Here is a 19,315-nt window from a genome sequence, read left to right as displayed (position 1 = left end):
AGGACAAACCGCACTTAGACAGTGCGGTTTTTTATATGGGTTTAAAGAGGGGCGGCTTCCATCGTAAGCGGTATCATTATATGGCCGATTGTATTTACCCAGTGGACAGTTTAATTTGATTAATTTTTAATTCATGTTAAAATTGTTTTTATAAAGGGATAAAGATGAAAAAATATTCAAGGGAGATGTTCACTGTGAATGGAAAGATGAGAGCGATCATAAAACATCACCGCGGCCCTGGAGCGAAGCTTGAGGAAGTGGATATACCTCAGGTGAAAGACGATGAAGTACTGATTCGTGTAAAGGCTACCTCCATCTGCGGAACAGATGTACATATATATAATTGGGATGAATGGTCAGAGAGTCGTGTCCAGCCGCCTTATGTGTTCGGACATGAATTTTCGGGTGAAATTGTTGAAACAGGATCAAATGTCGAACACTTTCATACAGGGGATTATGTTAGTGCTGAAACCCACCTTGTCTGCGGCCACTGCCCACAGTGCTTGACAGGGAAATATCATATTTGTGCCCATACTAAGATCATTGGTGTAGATACACAGGGTTGTTTTGCTGAATACGTGGCCCTTCCCGCAGAAAATTTATGGAGAAATCCAGAAGACCTTCCTACAGATTTGGCTTCCATTCAAGAGCCGATGGGGAATGCTGTTCATACCGTCTTAAACGGAGAAGTAACAGGAAAAACGGTGGCTGTCATCGGGTGTGGTCCGATCGGTCTGATGGCTGTTGGAGTAGCTGTAGCAGCCGGAGCATCCCAGGTGCTGGCTTTTGATTTAAACCCATACCGTTTGGAACTCGCCGGGAAAATGGGGGCAACTGCTGTTATTCATTCGTCCGAAGAAGACCCGGTGGAAAAAGCGCTGGCTCTGACAAATGGCCATGGTGTAGATGTCGTCTGTGAAATGAGCGGACATCCAGTAGCTATGGATCAAGGGTTTAAAATGGTAACAAATGGAGGCCGCGTTTCCATCCTGAGTCTCCCGACGAAACGTGTAAGCCTTGATGTGACCAACGACATTGTCTTCAAAGGGGTGGAAGTTCAGGGCATTACCGGCAGAAAGATGTATAAAACGTGGCAGCAGGTATCCCGTCTTTTACAATCGGGCCAGGTGGATGTGAAACCGATGATTACTCATCATTTGAAGATGGAAGAATTTGAAAAAGGTTTTGATCTAATGAATAAAGGCTTGTGTGGAAAAGTAATTCTTCACCCATAACAAAAGGAGGATGAACAATGAAAGGCTTTGAGTATCTTCAGAAAGAACTGGACGAAATGCAGGAACAAGGAACGTTCAGACATTTAATTCCATTGGAGTCCGCTCAAGGATCCAAAGTGACAATCAAAGGAAAGGAAGTCATACAGCTTTCTTCCAACAATTATTTAGGACTGACCTCTCATCCGAGATTGAAAGCAGCTGCTGAAGAAGCCAATGCCCGGTATGGCGTAGGGACAGGGTCGGTGAGAACCATTGCGGGTACGCTGAAGATGCATGAAGATTTTGAAGAGAAGCTGGCCGAATTCAAACATACAGAAGCGGCTCTTGTCTTCCAATCCGGATTTACAACGAACCAGGGGGTATTATCCTCAATCCTTGGAAAAGACGATGTCGTCATTTCTGATGAGCTGAATCATGCTTCCATCATTGACGGGATCCGCTTGACCAAAGCGGACCGGAAAATTTACAAGCATGTAAATATGGAATCTCTGGAACAGGCTTTGAAGGAAAGCAGTAACTACCGGACACGTCTTGTCGTAACCGATGGCGTTTTCTCCATGGATGGAAATATAGCACCGCTTCCTGCCATTGTTGAACTGGCAGAAAAGTACGATGCTTTGATTATGGTGGACGATGCGCATGCGAGCGGAGTCCTTGGCGATAATGGACGTGGAACAGTGAATCATTTTCATTTAGATGGCCGTGTTCACATCCAGGTCGGAACATTAAGTAAAGCCATTGGCGTTCTCGGCGGCTATGTAGCCAGCACGAAAACCCTTAGGGAATATTTGATTCATAAAGGGCGCCCGTTCCTGTTTAGTACCTCTCATCCTCCGGCAGTCACGGCTGCCAACGAAGCTGCTATTGACGTCCTTTTGGAAGAGCCCGAACTCATTGAGCGACTCTGGGATAATACATCTTTCTTTAAGGATGGATTGAGTAAACTCGGATTTGATACAGGAATCAGTGAAACTCCGGTGACCCCGGTTATGATCGGTGATGACGCCCTGACCCACAAATTCTCTGATGAATTATTTGAAGAAGGAGTGTTTGCGCAGGGAATCGTATTCCCGACCGTGCAGCGAGGAAAAGGCCGCATACGTACGATCGTAACGGCAGAGCATTCCAAAGAAGAGCTTCAGCAGGCCCTGGACGCTTTTGAAACAGTGGGAAGGAGACTGGACATTATCTAAACCAGTCCCTCTTAAAGGACCTTTCTTTGTCTGCTGCATACGGACAGGACAGCCGCCTGTGTATCCAGGCGGTGAGCTTCCTCTGTAAGGACCATGAGGAAAAATCAGTAAGAATAAAAATCTTTTAAAGGATCGTTCGGTTTCATAGATGCCATAACGATCCTTTTTGTTCTGTATTTTTCCATTTGACTTAATTTATCATCAAAAACTTGATATAATGGTACAGTTAGAAGGATCGGCTTGAAAGGAGATTATAATGAACGAACAGCAGAGAAAAGAAATGTCTCAGATCCGTCAGACAGATACTTCCGCTGCAGATCAGGACAACTTGAACCGATTGAAACAGAAGACAAGTGAAGATTATATGAAATATTTTCAAACGACCTATCAGCCTCCAAATATGAGAGATGCTCAGCGCCGTAAGCGTAAGGAAACAGACATCCATTATGACTTTGAAATTCCGGAAGACATGGATCAGGCCGGTCGTGGAAAGAAATATATGATCCGTACATATGGATGCCAGATGAATGAACACGATACAGAAGTCATGGCTGGTATTTTTGAAGAGATGGGCTATGAACCCACGAATGATACGAAACAAGCAGATATTATTCTATTGAATACGTGTGCAATCCGCGAAAATGCTGAAAACAAAGTTTTCGGAGAAATCGGACACCTTAAGCCGTTGAAAATGGAGAATCCGAATCTGGTTATCGGGATCTGCGGCTGTATGTCTCAGGAAGAGTCTGTTGTGAATCGAATTTTGAAGAAGCACCCATTTATTGACCTGATCTTCGGTACTCATAACATCCACCGTCTTCCTCAGCTGGTGAAGGAAGCGATGTTCGGGAAGGAAATGGTTATTGATGTATGGTCGAAGGAAGGGGATATCATTGAAAACCTTCCCCGTTCTCGAAAAGGAAAAATCAAGGCCTGGGTCAACATCATGTATGGCTGTGACAAATTCTGTACGTACTGCATCGTTCCATACACGCGCGGCAAAGAGCGCAGCCGTCTTCCAAAAGACATCATTCAGGAAGTTCGTCACCTCGCCGCCCAAGGCTACAAGGAAGTCACACTTCTCGGTCAGAATGTGAACGCTTACGGGAAAGATCTTGATATGGAGTATGGCCTTGGAGACTTGATGGATGAGCTGCGGAGCATCGATATTCCGCGTGTCCGCTTTACCACATCTCATCCGCGCGATTTTGATGATCGTCTGATCGAGGTGCTTGCCAAAGGCGGGAACATGCTGGATCATATCCATCTTCCTGTCCAGTCCGGAAATACGGATGTCCTTAAAATTATGGGCCGTAAATATTCCCGGGAGGAGTATCTGGAGCTCGTCCGAAATATTCGCGACGCAATGCCGGGGGCAACCTTAACGACAGATATTATTGTCGGCTTCCCTAATGAGACAGAAGAACAGTTCCAGGATACTCTTTCTCTTGTAGAAGAGGTTGGATTTGAAGCAGCCTATACTTTCATTTACTCACCAAGGGATAATACACCTGCTGCGAAAATGAAAGATAACGTGTCGATGGAAGAAAAGAAAGACCGTCTTCAGCGCTTGAATAAATTGGTGAATCAGCAGTCAGCAGATGCGATGAGTCAATATGATGGCGAAATTGTAGATGTACTTGTCGAAGGGGAAAGTAAAAATAATCCTGATGTCCTGGCCGGATACACGAAGCGGAACAAACTTGTGAATTTCCGTGGACCCCGGTCCATTATCGGAAAGATTGTCCCTGTTAAAGTAATAAAGGCAAAAACTTGGTCTTTAGATGGAGAACTAGTAGAATCTAGCGTAGAGGTGAATTAAATGGCACAATACACACGTCAAGAAGTAGTCGATGAAGCAAAAAAACTAGCAAAAATGATGGCTGACATTGAAGAGATTGACCGTTTCAAGCAGCTGGAATCCAAGTTGAATGAAAATCAGAAAGTGCAGTCCCACATAAAGAAAATCAAGGCACTTCAAAAGCAGGCCGTCAATTTTCAGGCTTACGGAAAAACAGAAGCCTTGAACCGGATTGAAAAGGAAATTGACCGTCTCCAGGATGAACTGGACGAAATCCCGGTCGTCGCTGAGTTTAAAGAAACGCAGACGGTCATTAATGATATTCTGCAGATGGTTTCGAGTACGATTTCCCGCGAAGTAACCAATGAAGTGATCCGCTCTACAGGAGGAGATCTTCTGCAGGGGGAAACAGGTTCTTCCAACAATCAAAGTCATGGCTGCAGCCGTTGATGCATACACTTCCGTCAGAGGGGTTTCCCTCCGGCGGATTTTTTTTTGTACAATTTTATAGGCTCGTGCATACAATGAAGTAAACACGTCCTCAGGCTTTTCCCATGGAGTCACCATTCGCCCAGACCATGCATAGGATGGGTGGTAGAATAAGGAGGAATGAGAGCTCATGTCTTTTTTTGAACGGGATTACAGAGAAATTATTACCAAAGCTGTAATCGGTAAAGGTAAAAAGTTTACAGAATCCACGCACACCATCAGCCCTTCCCACCGTCCAACAAGTATTCTGGGATGCTGGGTGATCAACCACATCTACAATGCGAAAAAGAAAGGAGATCACGTAGAAGTTTCCGGCAGTTACGACATCAACGTCTGGTATTCCTACAACGACAATACAAAAACGGAAGTGGTAACAGAACGGGTGACGTATTGTGATTACGTTAAGCTGAGTGTGAAAGACGACAACTGCATCCATGATGATTTCGAAGTCATAGCCAAAGTCGTCCAGCAGCCGAACTGCCTGGAAGCTACGATTTCGGGGAACGGCCAGAAGATTGTAGTAGAAGTAGAAAGAGAGTTTGTCGTTGATGTGATTGGTGAAACCAAGCTTTGCGTAAAAGTGGACCCGCATGGCTGCGGCCACGATCATGACTACGAACAAGATTTGTCATCCGATGATTATTCAGCTATTGAAACGGACTTCCTTCCATCTTCTTCAAGCAGTGATGACCATGACGATAAGCATTAACTCCCTGTCATTCAGCAGGGGGTTCTTTTTTTTTGGAAAGGCCTGACAAGCGGAGTCATCAAAAAGGGCCCCGGTGTCTTATGGATGAGCGGTTTGTTAAAGAGGGTTGTTCCTATATGCTATAATGGATGAAGAATTCTACGTACGTTTTGGAGGATTGAACGAATGGCACAGTATACACCAATGATGCAGCAATATTTAAAGATTAAAGCCGACCAGAAGGACGCGTTTTTATTCTTCAGGCTCGGGGATTTTTATGAGCTGTTTTTTGAAGATGCCCTGAAAGCATCGCAGGAACTTGAAATTACATTAACGAGCAGAGATGGTGGGGGAAGTGAACGTATACCTATGTGCGGCGTCCCTTATCATTCGGCTGAAAACTACATAAGGCAGCTGATTGAAAAAGGCTACAAGGTGGCCATTTGTGAACAGGTGGAAGACCCGAAAGCAGCCAAAGGCGTCGTCAAAAGAGAGGTCGTCCAGCTCATCACTCCCGGTACCGTTATGGAAGGCAGTATGCTTGATGAGAAGGAAAACAATTATATTGCTTCCTTGAGCGCTTTTGAAGATGGATCGTATGCAGTGAGTTACAACGACCTCACCACAGGGGAAAATAGTACGGCCCTTATTTCAGGAGGGTTTGATGCAGCCTTGAGTGAACTGTACAGCCGCCCTGTTCGTGAAGTCGTCGTCGCATCGGATTTTGATGAGGAGCGGCAGTTGATGCTTAAGGAACGGCTTGGCTACACGCTCTCCCATCAGGATGACACATCCCTGGATGGAGACCTGGCCTCGTTGACAGCCGAAATCCAACAGGACAAGTTGTTGACAGGCACCGGCCGGTTGTTGAATTACATCCAGCACACCCAGAAGCGTTCCCTCGATCACCTGCAGCCGGTGAAAGTCATTGAATTGAAGCAGTATATGACGCTGGATATGTATTCGAAGAGAAACCTAGAACTGTTGGAAACCATCCGGAAGCAGGGGAAAACAGGGAGCCTGCTTTCTGTCGTGGATAAAACGAAGACATCCATGGGCGCGCGCATGCTGAAAAAATGGATGGAGCGCCCGCTTCTTTCTAAACAGGCGATCCAGACTCGACACGAGCAGGTGGAAGGATTCCTTGACCGATTCTTCGAAAGGGAGACCCTGCGTGAACAACTGACGAACGTTTATGATCTGGAACGGCTGGCCGGAAGGGTGGCCTTTGGGAACGTCAACGCACGAGATCTGCTGCAGTTGAAAAATTCCCTTGCCAGAATCCCTGAAATACTTGGCACCCTCCAGCAGTTTGACAACGATGCTGTGAAAGAGCTGTATCAGACGATTGACCCTCTGGAAGAGCTGAAGGATCTGTTGGAGCAGAGTATTGCCGAAGACCCTCCCATCAGTGTGAAAGAAGGGGGGCTGATTTGTGACGGGTATAACCAACAGCTGGATGACTATCGTGCAGCTTCGAAAAATGGAAAGCAGTGGATTGCTGAGCTTGAAAAGAAAGAGCGGGAAAAAACAGGCATTAAATCACTGAAGGTCGGGTATAATCGTGTCTTCGGCTACTATATTGAAGTGACAAAAGCCAATCTCCGCTATCTGCCTGAAGGGATGTATGAACGTAAACAGACATTAACGAACGCAGAGCGGTTCATTACACCGGAGCTGAAAGAAAAGGAAACATTGATTCTGGAAGCGCAGGAAAAAAGTGTGGAACTGGAGTATCAGTTATTCCTGAATGTAAGGGAAAGCGTGAAGTCATATGTTCAAAGACTGCAGCATCTGGCTGAACAGATCAGCCGTATTGATGTGCTGCAGGGATTTGCACAGGTGGCAGAGGCTTATCAATATGTGCGCCCGTCCTATAATGAGCAGCGCCGGGTGGATATACAGGAAGGCCGCCACCCGGTCATTGAACGAGTCATGCAGGATGGAACGTTTGTGCCGAATGACATTTACATGGATGACAAAACCGATGTACTTTTGATTACCGGCCCGAACATGTCCGGTAAGAGTACGTACATGAGGCAGCTGGCTTTAACGGCTGTGCTTGGACAGATGGGGAGTTTCGTTCCATGCGGCTCGGCCTCTCTTCCGATTTTCGATCAGATTTTCACCCGGATCGGGGCGGCTGATGATATTGTTTCCGGACACAGTACATTCATGGTCGAAATGCTGGAAGCGAACCATGCCCTCACCCATGCCACAGAAAACAGTATGATCCTGCTGGATGAAATCGGCAGAGGAACGAGTACGTATGACGGAATGGCACTTGCCCAGTCGATTGTGGAGTACATTCACGGAACAATTAAGGCTAAAACATTATTCTCCACGCACTATCATGAATTAACGTCGTTGGAAAATGAACTGGAGCGTTTGAAAAACGTCCACGTGCGGGCGGAAGAATATGAAGGGAATGTCGTCTTTCTGCACCAGATCAAAGACGGTCCAGCAGATGAGAGCTACGGCATTCATGTCGCAAAGCTTGCCGACCTTCCTGATTCGTTGATCAAGCGGGCGACAGAGCTCCTGGACCACCTTGAGGGATCATCGGGCGCTGAGGAATCGGCAGCTGTGGATGAAGAGGAGCAGCTCAGTTTATTTGTGGAAGAACCAAAAGAAAAACCAAAACAGGCCAGACACACCGACACGTCTATTCTGGAGAAGCGGCTCTCGTCGCTTGATTTAATGGAAATGACTCCAATGGATGCTATGAACGAACTGTATCAGCTTCAAAAAAGCTTAAAGAAATAAAGGAGGTTCATATATGGCACGCATTCGACTAATGCCTGATCACCTGGCCAACAAAATTGCAGCCGGAGAAGTGGTCGAGCGGCCTGCCTCTGTGGTAAAGGAACTGGTGGAAAACAGTATAGACGCAGGATCTTCCTGGGTGAAGATCGACTTGATGGAAGCCGGTCTTCAACGGATCCGTATCATTGATAATGGAGCAGGGATGGAGGAAGAGGACTGTGAGCGGGCTTTTCACCGTCATGCAACGAGTAAAATCCTGGATGAAAATGATTTGTTTCACGTGCGTACCCTTGGTTTCCGGGGGGAAGCCCTGGCAAGTATCGCAGCTGTCAGCCGGCTGAGTATTCAGACGTCTACGGGCGAAGAAGCAGGAACGAAACTCGACCTGGAAGGTGGTCACCTTATGCAGAAGGGCAGAGGGGATGCCCGCAAAGGGACGGATATCACGGTGGAGGAATTATTTTTCAACACTCCGGCGCGTCTGAAATATATGAAGACCATCCATACAGAGCTGGGTCACATTACCGATGTGTTGAACCGGATTTCCCTGGCCCATCCGGAAGTGCAGTTTGTCTGTACGCACAACGAAAAGCAGATTTTCAAGACCAACGGCCGCGGGGATCTGCTTCAGGTGATCGCAAGCATCTACGGGATGAACGTGGCAAGGAAAATGGTTCCAGTTGAAATGGAGACGTCGGACTTCAAAGTGAAGGGGTATATAGCCAAACCGGAAGTGTACAGGGCTTCAAGACAGTACATGTCTACGATCATCAACGGCCGCTATATAAAAAGTGTGCCGTTGAACAAGGCGGTCCAACAGGGGTATCACACCCTTCTTCCCATTGGCAAAAATCCGATTGTTGTGTTGAATATTGATATGGATCCAATTCTTGTCGATGTCAACGTCCACCCTTCCAAGTTGGAAGTGCGGTTTAGTAAGGAAAAGGAGTTGTATGCCCTTTTGGAAGAAACGATCCGGAATACGTTTCGAAAAGAAACCCTTATTCCGGATGTTCAGGAAACAAAAGCCAAGCCGAAAAAAGAGTATTCCGAACAGAAAACTTTTGAATTCCATGAAACAAGGAAACAGGAGGCTCACAACCAAAGAGAGTCAGCCGTCGATCATCTGCTGAAAGAAGAACCTCCGGCTGCAGCGGAGGCTGAAGAGGAGAAGTCCGAGGTATTTGCGGGGAAACAGGAAGCGATGCTGAAGGAAATGATGGCTGATTTCAAACCGGAGAAGAATGAAGATGAAGAAAATGTCGGGCAGGAGGAGGTACCTACAGCCCCCTCCAAGAAGGAGAGCAGCCGAAGGGTTCCTGTGATGTATCCAATCGGCCAGCTTCACGGCACCTACATTCTAGCTCAGAATGAAGAAGGTATGTACATCGTCGATCAGCACGCTGCACAGGAACGGATTAAATATGAATTTTTCCGGGATAAACTGGCACAGGTGGATCATGAAGTGCAGGAACTTTTAATTCCATTAACTTTCGATTTTTCTAAACAGGAAGCATTGAAGATTGAGGAATATAAAGAGGAACTGGAACAGGTCGGGTTGTTTTTTGAACCTTTCGGTGATACGACGTATATCATCCGCAGCCACCCGACATGGTTTCCAACAGGTTTTGAGCAGGAAGTCATTGATGATATGATCCAGCAGCTTGTTCAGGATGAGCGGATCAACATTTTGAAATTAAGGGAAGAAGCGGCCATCCTTATGTCATGCAAACGCTCCATTAAAGCGAACCATTACTTGAATCAATCCGATATGTTCCAGCTCCTTGAAGAGCTGCGCACATCGACGGATCCATTCACTTGTCCGCACGGCCGCCCCATCATCGTTTTCTTCTCTGAATATGAGATGGAAAAAATGTTCAAGCGGGTCATGTAAATAAAAAAGACAGCCGGATTTTAACCGGCTGTCTTTTTTTATGGACAATATATAAAAGAGGTATAAGTTGTTTACATAATATTATTACTGTATTTTGTATGACTCATCAAAAATAGGGGAGGGTCAGGAAATGTTTTTCTGCTGGAGCAGAAAACGGAAGTAATTATCTATCTGCTTAATATCCTCCGGCTGTATTCCAAACCAGGCTTTTTTATCAAAGAACACGGGTTTTGAATATCCTTTTGTTTCCAAAAGGTGCTTTATTTCCCTCATTTCATCTTCCAGCTCATCGCTCAGTCCAAGGAGATAATCTGCGGTGGTGTGAAGAGCATGAGCAATCTTCGACAAGTCTTCAAGATCAGGGGAAGTGTAACTGCGCTCCCAGTTGGATACCACCTGGGGAGAAACACCGACTTTTTCAGCCAGCATCGCCTGAGTCAAACGTCTTTCTTTCCGAAGTGTGCGAATCCTTTCATGAACCACGTTAGACGCCTCCTTTTTTTATACTATAACACAAACTAACGACATGCGATAGTAAGACTAACGAATATTTTGATTTTTAGTAACGGAATCCGTTAGTAACACTAACGGATTCCGTTAATTAAGTCGATGAGGTATGATTGTAGAGCCATTCATGTATAATAGAGGTGAAATAAAGGAGGTGGAAGTTTGAAACCAATCGTAGCTGCTGTTGTTGGACCGACAGCGGTCGGTAAAACAAAGCTGGGCGTACAATTAGCTCAAAAGTTTAATGGAGAAGTCATCAGTGGTGATTCCATGCAGATCTACCGGACAATGGACATTGGAACGGCTAAGGTCACCGAAGAGGAGATGCAGGGCGTCCCTCATCATATGATTGACATCAAGGATCCTCAGCAGGATTTTTCTGCCGCTGAATTTCAAAAAAGGGTTCAGTCGTTGATCTATGAGATTCACGAACGAGGGAAGCTCCCTGTCTTAGTAGGGGGAACCGGCCTTTACATACAAGCAACCTTGTTTAATTTTGAGTTTACTGAGGAAAAGAAGGATGAAACAATTATGAAGCGCCTGGAGGAGGAGGCAGCCGTTCACGGTCCTGTTTATATGTACGAAAGGCTGGAACGCCTGGATCCTGATCAAGCGGCTAAAGTTCATCCGAATAACAGCCGCCGGGTGCTGCGGGCGCTTGAGATTTATGAAACGACAGGGAAAAAGATGAGTGAGCAGAAGGCGGCAGAGTCGTCCGATTCTTCATTCACCCCTTTCCTGATCGGCCTTGAGATGGATAGAGAACGCCTTTATGAGCGTATCAACACCCGTGTGGATCAAATGATGGAGGAAGGACTTTTAGATGAAGTGCATCGTTTATATCAAGCAGGACTGAAGGATGCCCAGTCTATGAAGGCTATCGGCTATAAAGAACTGATTCCATACCTGGAAGGAGACGTGGACCTCCAGGAAGCGGTTGATCTTCTCAAGCGTAATTCGAGGCGGTATGCCAAACGCCAGTACACGTACTTTAAAAATAAGCTGGATGTCCATTGGTATGAAGTTACCCCTGAGAATTATGAGCATAAATTTCAAACGATTTTCGCAGATTTAGCAGGAATGATCGACAAAAGCGGCGAATCGTAATATTACAGATAGAAAAGAGGAGGAAGATCCATGGCTCAATCAGTAAATATCCAAGACAACTATTTAAATCAACTACGCAAGGAACGTATGCAGGTCACTGTCTTTCTGACCAATGGTTTCCAATTGCGTGGAATAATCAAGGCTTTTGACAATTTTACTATTCTATTGGAAACGGAAGGGAAACAGCAGCTGATATTCAAGCATGCCATCTCTACATTCGCGCCGATTAAGAATGTATCGCTGGATAAGGAATAAGGCTTACATAAGTCTTGAATGGATGGGGAAAGCGGATGCTCTTGAAGCATCCGCTTTTTTGTATTTCAATTGGAACGTATTCGCTGTGGGCGTTTGTCACAGGTTCTTTCCTTATTGCGTATGATGAAGCAGAATAAGGAGGGATCCACGTGTATCCGCAAGCCAAAACAGCAAGGCCCGGTACGATTAACATTGTCCTTCAAGATACAAGTTCAAGGTCTGCGCCTGAAAGCAGGGCCCTCACCCAGGAACGATCACCTTTCCGGATGATCGAAGACTTCTTTTCTTCCATCGTAGGCCTTGAAGCATTGAAAAGGCAGATGAAAGAGATTTATGCACAGGTGGTCATCGCGGGTAAGAGAGCGGATGCCGGTTTGAAAAAGAACCAGCAGGTGCTTCACATGGTGTTTAAAGGGAATCCGGGGACAGGGAAAACGACATTGGCCCGCATGGTCGCCCGGTTGTTTCATGAAGCGGGAGTTCTTGAGAAGGGGCATTTCATCGAGGCGGACAGAAGTGACCTCGTGGGGGAATACATTGGACACACAGCTCAAAAAACAAAGGATTTAATCCATAAAGCCCTTGGAGGGGTTCTTTTTATTGACGAGGCGTATTCTCTGGCGCGGGGAGGCGAAAAAGACTTCGGTAAGGAAGCGATTGATACGATTGTGAAATGCATGGAGGATCACCATGACGAACTCGTCATTATCCTTGCCGGGTACCCGGATGAGATGGAAGATTTTCTAACCATCAACCCCGGCCTCGCCTCCAGGTTTCCGCTGAAGCTTACCTTTAAGGATTATTCGTGGCGCGAGTTGTCTGCCATAGCCGCGGGAATGCTTGAGGACAGGGAGTACCAGCTGACTCCGGCGGCCGATGTGAAACTGCAGGAGCACCTGAGGTCGGTCTGTTCCCGGTCCCTCTTGAACTTTTCCAACGCCAGATATGTAAGGAATATGATTGAGGAGGCTGTCCGCCGGCATGCGTTTCGTGTCATGGCAGAAGAGTCTCCACAAAAAGAGGTGCTGATGACACTTGAGGCTGAAGATTTTTCTTTTCCAAAAGATGAAGAGCGTGTCCATTAGAAGGGGATGATACTCATAGATCCCCTTTTTCTGTTATGATGAAAGTGGATGATACAGGTGTAGAAAAGAAGGTGTTTAGATGAGTGCTAACGAACGCGTCGTTTTAGTAGCAAGAAAAGATCCGGCTGAGCTGGAGGAACGCTTCCAGTCTTCTTTGGAGGAATTGCAGTCCTTAACAGAAACCGCCGAGGGTGAAGTGTGTAAGATTATTACACAAAAGCGTGACCGGGTTCACCCCGCCACCTATCTTGGGGAAGGGAAGCTTCAGGAAATTAAGGAAGCTGCGGAAGAAAATGAAGCGGAACTGATCATATTTAATGATGAGCTTTCTCCGGGGCAGCTCCGGAATATTCAGGATATCGCTGAGGTCAGGGTCATTGACCGCAGCCAGCTGATCCTGGATATTTTTGCGGGCAGAGCGCGGACGAAAGAAGGGAAGCTTCAGGTGGAGCTTGCCCAGCTGCAGTATCTTCTGCCCCGCTTGTCAGGACAGGGGACAGCTTTGTCGCGTCTCGGGGGAGGGATTGGAACCCGTGGTCCCGGGGAGACAAAACTGGAGACAGACAGGCGTCATATCCAGCGCCGCATTGATGATATCAAACGGAGGCTGGATGCCGTTGTAAAACAAAGGGAGCAGTATAGAAAGAGGCGGAAGGAAAACCGGGCGTTCCAGGTAGCTATTGTAGGGTATACCAACGCAGGAAAGTCGACGTTTTTCAATAGAGTGACAGACAGCCGGTCGTTCGAAGAGGACCTCTTGTTTGCCACGCTTGACCCGCTGACACGTCAGATGAGCCTGCCTTCCGGTTTTCAGGCACTCGTATCGGATACGGTCGGGTTTATCCAGGATCTGCCGACAACGCTGATTGCTGCCTTCCGTTCCACATTGGAAGAAGTGACAGAAGCCGATTTCATCGTCCATATGGTGGATGCGTCTCATCCTGATCATATTCAGCAGGAGAAAACAGTACTCCGGCTTCTTGAAGATCTTGGTGCAGCGAAGCTTCCTATGCTGACGGTCTATAATAAGATGGATCTCCTGAATGAGGATTTCATTCCGGATTCCTTTCCTTCTATAACCGTGAGTGTCCATGATTCCATTGATTTGAAGCGGATCCTTCATAAAATTGAAGAGGTTCTTAAAGAAGAGTGGGACGAGTACGATGTGTTCATTCCAGCTTCTGAAGGGAAACGTCTGCAGCAGTTTAAGACGTACAGCATGGTTACATCGCTTACGTTCCATGAGGATAAGGAAGGATATGCGCTTCACGGATTTATCCATCCCGACCATCCATTGAAGCATCAGATTTATTAATAGAAAGAGAGTGCAGCATGAATATTCAAGCTTTGAAAGAACAAGTAGAAATCCAAATAACAGAACAGCACAGGAAAATCGGCCGGATTGTGGAAGAGAATCAATCCAAGGTTCTGGATGCGTTTCATAAACTACGGGTCAGCGATTCCCATTTCAATCCAACGACAGGGTATGGGTATGATGACTTTGGCAGAGATACACTGGAAGCCTTGTATGCAGAGATATTCCGGGCTGAGGATGCCCTCGTTCGTCCTCAGCTGATTTCCGGTACGCATGCGATTACGACGGCACTATTCGGGGTCCTTCGTCCAGGGGATGAGCTGCTTTACATATCCGGGGAGCCTTATGACACGCTCACGGAAGTGATTGGCACTGAAAATGGAACAGATAAAGGTTCCCTTAAAGATTTCGGTGTGGCTTACCAGTCCATCCCTCTGGATGAACAGGGTGGATTTTCCAAGCAGAAAATCCAAGCGGCTGTATCGGAGCGGACGAAGGTCGTCGCCGTTCAGCGCTCCAAAGGGTACGACAACAGACCGTCCTTCCCGATCAAGAAGATTGAGGAGATCATTGCGTTCGTCCGCAGTCTGAAAGAAGACGTAATCATTTTTGTCGATAATTGTTATGGAGAATTTGTAGAAACAAGAGAACCACTGGAAGCAGGGGCGGATCTTATCGCAGGGTCCTTAATTAAAAATCCAGGTGGAGGTATTGCCCGGATCGGTGGATATATTGCAGGGAAGGAAAATCTGATCGAACAATGCAGCTATCGTTTGACAGCACCAGGTTTAGGCAAAGAAACCGGAGCCAGTCTGAACAGCCTCCAGGAAATGTATCAGGGGATTTTTCTTGCGCCCCATGTCGTGGGAGAAGCTTTGAAAGGTGCCGTCTTCACATCGAGGTTTTTAAGTGAATTAGGTTTTGATACGAATCCTTCCTACGATGCACCAAGGACGGACTTGATCCAGTCCGTGAATTTTGAGAATGCAGACCAGATGATCCGTTTCTGTCAGGCTATCCAGCAGGCATCACCTGTAAATTCTCATGTAACACCACAGCCTGGTGCCATGCCGGGTTATGAAGATGAGGTTATTATGGCTGCGGGAACCTTTATTCAAGGAGCGAGCCTTGAACTTACAGCGGACGGACCTGTTCGTCCGCCTTACACCGCCTATGTCCAGGGCGGGCTCACGTATGCCCATGTCAAAACAGCCGTAATGAAAGCTGTGCAGGGGCTGGAAGATGAAGGAATGGTAAAAGTGGATTCCAAAGCCTTTTAAAGCCCTTTCAAAAAATGCAGGAGAAACAGTGTAAACATTCCTCACATATGTTGACATCTTCCCTCTGTAACGTATAATTAAAGTATCATCTTTACGGGAGGAGGCACATCGATGAGTGATGAAATTCGTCGTTCCATGCCGTTGTTCCCGATGGGGATTGTTCAATCGTTAACAGACCTTACAGCCAGGCAGATCCGTTATTATGAACAGCATGAGCTGATTCATCCTGCCCGGTCTGAAGGAAACCGCCGGATTTTTTCCTTCAATGATGTCGATCGACTGCTTGAAATTAAGGATCTCATTGACCAGGGAGTTAATATGGCGGGAATCAAAAAAGTTCTCAAGCTTGAAGAACAGCCGCAGAACGAGGCATATGATGGAGATCGTGTGAAGGAAGTTCACAATGAATTAACCGATAAACAGCTCCGCCGTATGCTGCAGCAGGAACTATTCACCGCGGGAAGACAAGGGAAACTAGCCATCAGGCAGGGAGAAATGTCAAGGTTCTTCCATTAATGAATTTTTGTTGGAGAGGGGTATTTCTATGGGTTTAACAAGAGAAGAAATATTTAAGAAAATCGACGAGGAAAATGTCAAGTTCATCCGTCTGCAGTTTACGGATATGCTCGGCACAATCAAAAATGTGGAGATTCCACTAAGCCAGCTCGACAAGGCACTGGACGGAAAAATGATGTTTGACGGATCCTCCATTGAAGGGTTCGTGCGTATCGAGGAATCGGATATGTATCTGGTTCCAGATCTGGATACGTTTGTCGTTTTCCCTTGGACGTCTGAAAAGGGGAAAGTGGCCCGATTCATCTGCGATATTTACAACCCGGACGAAACTCCTTTCGAGGGATGCCCGCGCTATAACCTGAAGCGCAACATTAAAAAAATGGAGAAGCTCGGATTTTCTGCCTTTAATATCGGTACAGAGCCTGAATTCTTCTTGTTTAAATTGGACGAAAAAGGCGACCCTTCCATGGAGCTGAATGACCGTGGCGGTTATTTTGACCTGGCTCCTACCGATCTTGGGGAAAACTGCCGTCGTGATATCGTGCTGGAACTCGAGGAGATGGGCTTTGAAATTGAAGCCTCCCACCACGAGGTTGCCCCTGGCCAGCATGAAATTGATTTTAAATATGCGGATGCTGTGAAGCACTGTGATGATATCCAGACCTTTAAACTGGTTGTCAAAACAATTGCGCGCCGGCACGGCCTGCATGCAACCTTCATGCCGAAGCCGCTGTTTGGTGTGAATGGATCCGGTATGCACGCTAACATGTCCCTCTTCAAAAATGGAAATAATGCTTTCTTTGATGAAGGTGGAAAAGAGCAGCTTTCCGATGTGGCCTATCAGTTTACGGCAGGTATTATTAAGCACGCCACGAACTTTACAGCGGTTACCAACCCGACTGTAAACTCCTATAAGCGTCTTGTACCTGGATATGAAGCGCCGTGCTACGTAGCCTGGTCCGGACAGAACCGCAGTCCGCTTGTCCGTGTACCAACATCACGTGGTCTCAGTACGCGTATTGAAGTGAGAAGTGTGGATCCGTCCGCCAACCCTTACATGGCTATGGCTGTCCTTCTGGCTGCAGGCCTTGATGGTGTGGAGAACGGCCTGCAGGCTCCAGCTCCAGTAGACCGTAACATTTACGTTATGGATAAGAAAGAACGTGAAGCCCATGGGGTCAAGGATCTGCCTGCAACATTGTATGACGCTCTGGAAGAGCTTCAGGAAGATCCGATCATGGTGGAAGCTCTTGGAGAGCACTTATTTGAGCACTTCATTGAAGCAAAAGAAATTGAGTGGGATATGTTCCGTACCCAGGTTCATCCATGGGAGCGCGAACAGTATCTGCAGACCTACTAATTCAAGAAGAAGGGCCCTGACTATAAGTCAGGGCTCTTTTTATGTTTCTCAGGGCGGCATCCGGTTGAAACACCGTCGTCTATAGCTGGCAGAAAATCTGACAGGATTCCTCCTTTTGTATGAAAGGCCGGCACCAAGGTTAGTATCCAAGCATACAGATGGAGTAGGATGATAGAAGAATGTCCTAGTAAACCACCTTTTCCAGAAAGGAAAAGTGGAGAGGGGGATGTATATGGCTAGATTAATCAATCCACCAGGGAGGTGGAATGGGCGTACTGTTGCTTTGGATGATGGGCATGGAATGGAAACACCAGGGAAAAGAACGCCATATATCCAGGAAATAGGAAGACAGATAAAGGAAAATGAATTCAACCGGAAAGTTGTGCAGTATTTAACGCCGATTCTGCTGGATCATGGATTCCGTGTGCTGCTCGTAGCACCAACAAATGAGGATACACCGTTATCCTACCGGACACGGGCAGCCAATGAGAACAAATCTGACATCTATGTATCGGTGCATTACAATGCTTTTGACGGATCTTTTGGTGGGGCGGATCCAAATGGCATCGAACTTTACGTCTATCCCGGTTATTTAAACCGATCAGCCGGAAAACTGGCGTCATCACTCGCAAAATACTTACGCCAGGGCACCGATCAGAACTTCAGAGGCATCAAAGAGGCGAACTTCCACGTATTGCGGGAAACGGACATGCCGGCGGTGTTAACAGAGAACGGCTATATGGATAACAAGCGGGAAGCTTTATTGATGATTGATGAAAGTTTTCAAAAAGAGGTTGCCGAGGAGCACGCCCGTGGTATTTTAGATTATTTCGGTATCCCGTATAAAGGCGGATTGGACTATCTTTCGCTCGGAGACACGGGCGCGGAAGTGAAAGAGATGCAGGAAAATTTATTAAAGCTGGGTTATACGATGAATGGTTTTGGAGCCGACGGCAGTTTCGGTCCTGCCACAGAAGCGGCCGTCAAGGCTTTTCAAAAGGATCAGAATCTTGAAGTGGACGGCTTTTATGGACCGAAAACGAAGGCGGCTATGGAGAAAGCTTTAGAAGACCTGGATAAAGGAGAAGAGGAAATGGAAAAACTGGCAGTTGTCATAAACTCTTTTGCAGATTTTCCCGCTGTAGAGGCGCTGGCCATCCGCAAAAATGCCTTAATTGCCCTCAGGGCGGTGGCAGAAAAGCGGCAGGTCGCTGAACAGATTATTGTGGCCGGGGGCGGCACGGATGGGCTTAAAGGAAGTAATTTTATCGACTTAACCGGGAAAACACGATTGGAGACCTCCCAGAATATTAAAAATTATTTAAGTCAATAAAAGGGCTGTAAAACATTCCAGTGTACATTTTCCATGTGTGCGCATATAATAAAAGAAACGGAACGCACGTTCGTGTTAGGGGTGTTCACATTGGAGACAATTTTTAACCAGTCTATAGAAAACAAGCAGGTCATTGATATGATCTATTTATCCGAGGGAAAGCATTGGTCCCAGCGATCCGTTCGAGTGATCAAAAATCACCCTGATGTTGTCCTTGCTTACTGTCTGCAGAAGAGGAGCGTCCGCACATTTCTGAAGAGGAACATTTATTCGGCTGATATCCATCGCCGGAATAAAAGGAATCGTACGGGTGCCTCTTAACGTTCCTGGATATGTTCAATATAAAAAAACGGCGGGAGATCCCGTGGCCACTGAAAAACTCCTTTTCCTATCAAGAGAAGTGGTTAAAGGTTGTTGTTGATTCTCACGAATCGCTTGTCGATGGATGCTTGCCGCGGGCACGGCCTCAGCTAACTTGGTCAAGAAGATCA

General features: G+C 46.6%; 16 protein-coding genes. 15 read left to right on the top strand and 1 reads right to left on the bottom strand.

Annotation, left to right across the window (positions count from 1 at the left end):
• Positions 1–194 precede the first annotated feature (194 nt).
• The 7 genes from tdh (at position 195) to mutL (ending at position 10,066) form a co-directional block, all read left to right on the top strand.
• Entirely contained in the window at positions 195–1,235 is a 1,041-nt protein-coding gene (gene tdh, locus GLV97_RS07510; protein WP_337194088.1) for an L-threonine 3-dehydrogenase, read from the top strand.
• 17 nt (positions 1,236–1,252) lie between these two features.
• Entirely contained in the window at positions 1,253–2,428 is a 1,176-nt protein-coding gene (locus GLV97_RS07505) for a glycine C-acetyltransferase (RefSeq protein ID WP_160889428.1), read from the top strand.
• 256 nt (positions 2,429–2,684) lie between these two features.
• A complete protein-coding gene (miaB, locus tag GLV97_RS07500; RefSeq protein WP_160889427.1) occupies positions 2,685–4,250 on the top strand; it encodes a tRNA (N6-isopentenyl adenosine(37)-C2)-methylthiotransferase MiaB in 1,566 nt (521 codons plus the stop codon).
• Positions 4,251–4,679, top strand: coding sequence for a RicAFT regulatory complex protein RicA family protein (locus GLV97_RS07495; protein WP_027954282.1), 429 nt, complete (start codon positions 4,251–4,253; stop codon positions 4,677–4,679). It abuts the gene before it with no gap.
• A gap of 169 nt (positions 4,680–4,848) precedes the next feature.
• Positions 4,849–5,427, top strand: coding sequence for an outer spore coat protein CotE (locus tag GLV97_RS07490; protein ID WP_160835675.1), 579 nt, complete (start codon positions 4,849–4,851; stop codon positions 5,425–5,427).
• A 165-nt stretch (positions 5,428–5,592) separates the two neighbouring features.
• Positions 5,593–8,172 (top strand): DNA mismatch repair protein MutS, encoded by a 2,580-nt coding sequence (gene mutS, locus GLV97_RS07485; RefSeq protein ID WP_160889426.1) that lies wholly within the window; start codon positions 5,593–5,595, stop codon positions 8,170–8,172.
• Positions 8,173–8,185: 13 nt separating this feature from the next.
• Positions 8,186–10,066 carry a DNA mismatch repair endonuclease MutL gene (mutL, locus tag GLV97_RS07480; protein ID WP_160889425.1) on the top strand — a complete coding sequence of 627 codons (1,881 nt, stop codon included), beginning with the start codon at positions 8,186–8,188 and terminating at the stop codon, positions 10,064–10,066.
• Positions 10,067–10,189: 123 nt separating this feature from the next.
• On the opposite strand, the gene GLV97_RS07475 is transcribed toward mutL, so the two are convergent.
• On the bottom strand, positions 10,190–10,549 hold the full coding sequence (locus GLV97_RS07475) for a helix-turn-helix domain-containing protein (protein WP_160835678.1): 360 nt from the start codon (positions 10,547–10,549) through the stop codon (positions 10,190–10,192).
• Positions 10,550–10,735: 186 nt separating this feature from the next.
• Between GLV97_RS07475 and miaA the strand changes: the two genes are divergently transcribed.
• The 8 genes from miaA (at position 10,736) to GLV97_RS07435 (ending at position 18,824) form a co-directional block, all read left to right on the top strand.
• Entirely contained in the window at positions 10,736–11,680 is a 945-nt protein-coding gene (miaA, locus tag GLV97_RS07470; protein ID WP_160889424.1) for a tRNA (adenosine(37)-N6)-dimethylallyltransferase MiaA, read from the top strand.
• A 30-nt stretch (positions 11,681–11,710) separates the two neighbouring features.
• The gene (gene hfq / locus GLV97_RS07465; RefSeq protein ID WP_160835680.1) at positions 11,711–11,935 is read left to right on the top strand and encodes an RNA chaperone Hfq; all 225 of its coding nucleotides are present in this window, start codon (positions 11,711–11,713) and stop codon (positions 11,933–11,935) included.
• A 149-nt stretch (positions 11,936–12,084) separates the two neighbouring features.
• On the top strand, positions 12,085–13,020 hold the full coding sequence (locus GLV97_RS07460; RefSeq protein ID WP_337194087.1) for an AAA family ATPase: 936 nt from the start codon (positions 12,085–12,087) through the stop codon (positions 13,018–13,020).
• Positions 13,021–13,099: 79 nt separating this feature from the next.
• The gene (hflX, locus tag GLV97_RS07455; RefSeq protein WP_160835681.1) at positions 13,100–14,335 is read left to right on the top strand and encodes a GTPase HflX; all 1,236 of its coding nucleotides are present in this window, start codon (positions 13,100–13,102) and stop codon (positions 14,333–14,335) included.
• A 17-nt stretch (positions 14,336–14,352) separates the two neighbouring features.
• On the top strand, positions 14,353–15,615 hold the full coding sequence (locus GLV97_RS07450) for an aminotransferase class I/II-fold pyridoxal phosphate-dependent enzyme (protein WP_160889423.1): 1,263 nt from the start codon (positions 14,353–14,355) through the stop codon (positions 15,613–15,615).
• A gap of 111 nt (positions 15,616–15,726) precedes the next feature.
• The gene (locus GLV97_RS07445; RefSeq protein ID WP_160835683.1) at positions 15,727–16,131 is read left to right on the top strand and encodes a MerR family transcriptional regulator; all 405 of its coding nucleotides are present in this window, start codon (positions 15,727–15,729) and stop codon (positions 16,129–16,131) included.
• 28 nt (positions 16,132–16,159) lie between these two features.
• Complete coding sequence (gene glnA, locus GLV97_RS07440) at positions 16,160–17,491, top strand: type I glutamate--ammonia ligase (RefSeq protein WP_160835684.1); 1,332 nt, start codon at positions 16,160–16,162, stop codon at positions 17,489–17,491.
• A 232-nt stretch (positions 17,492–17,723) separates the two neighbouring features.
• Positions 17,724–18,824 (top strand): N-acetylmuramoyl-L-alanine amidase, encoded by a 1,101-nt coding sequence (locus tag GLV97_RS07435; RefSeq protein ID WP_160835685.1) that lies wholly within the window; start codon positions 17,724–17,726, stop codon positions 18,822–18,824.
• The last annotated feature ends 491 nt before the right edge of the window (positions 18,825–19,315 follow it).

Source organism: Halobacillus litoralis (genome assembly GCF_009856355.1).
Lineage (GTDB): Bacteria > Bacillota > Bacilli > Bacillales > Halobacillaceae > Halobacillus > Halobacillus litoralis_B.
This window is presented reverse-complemented; position numbering and strand designations above follow the sequence as displayed.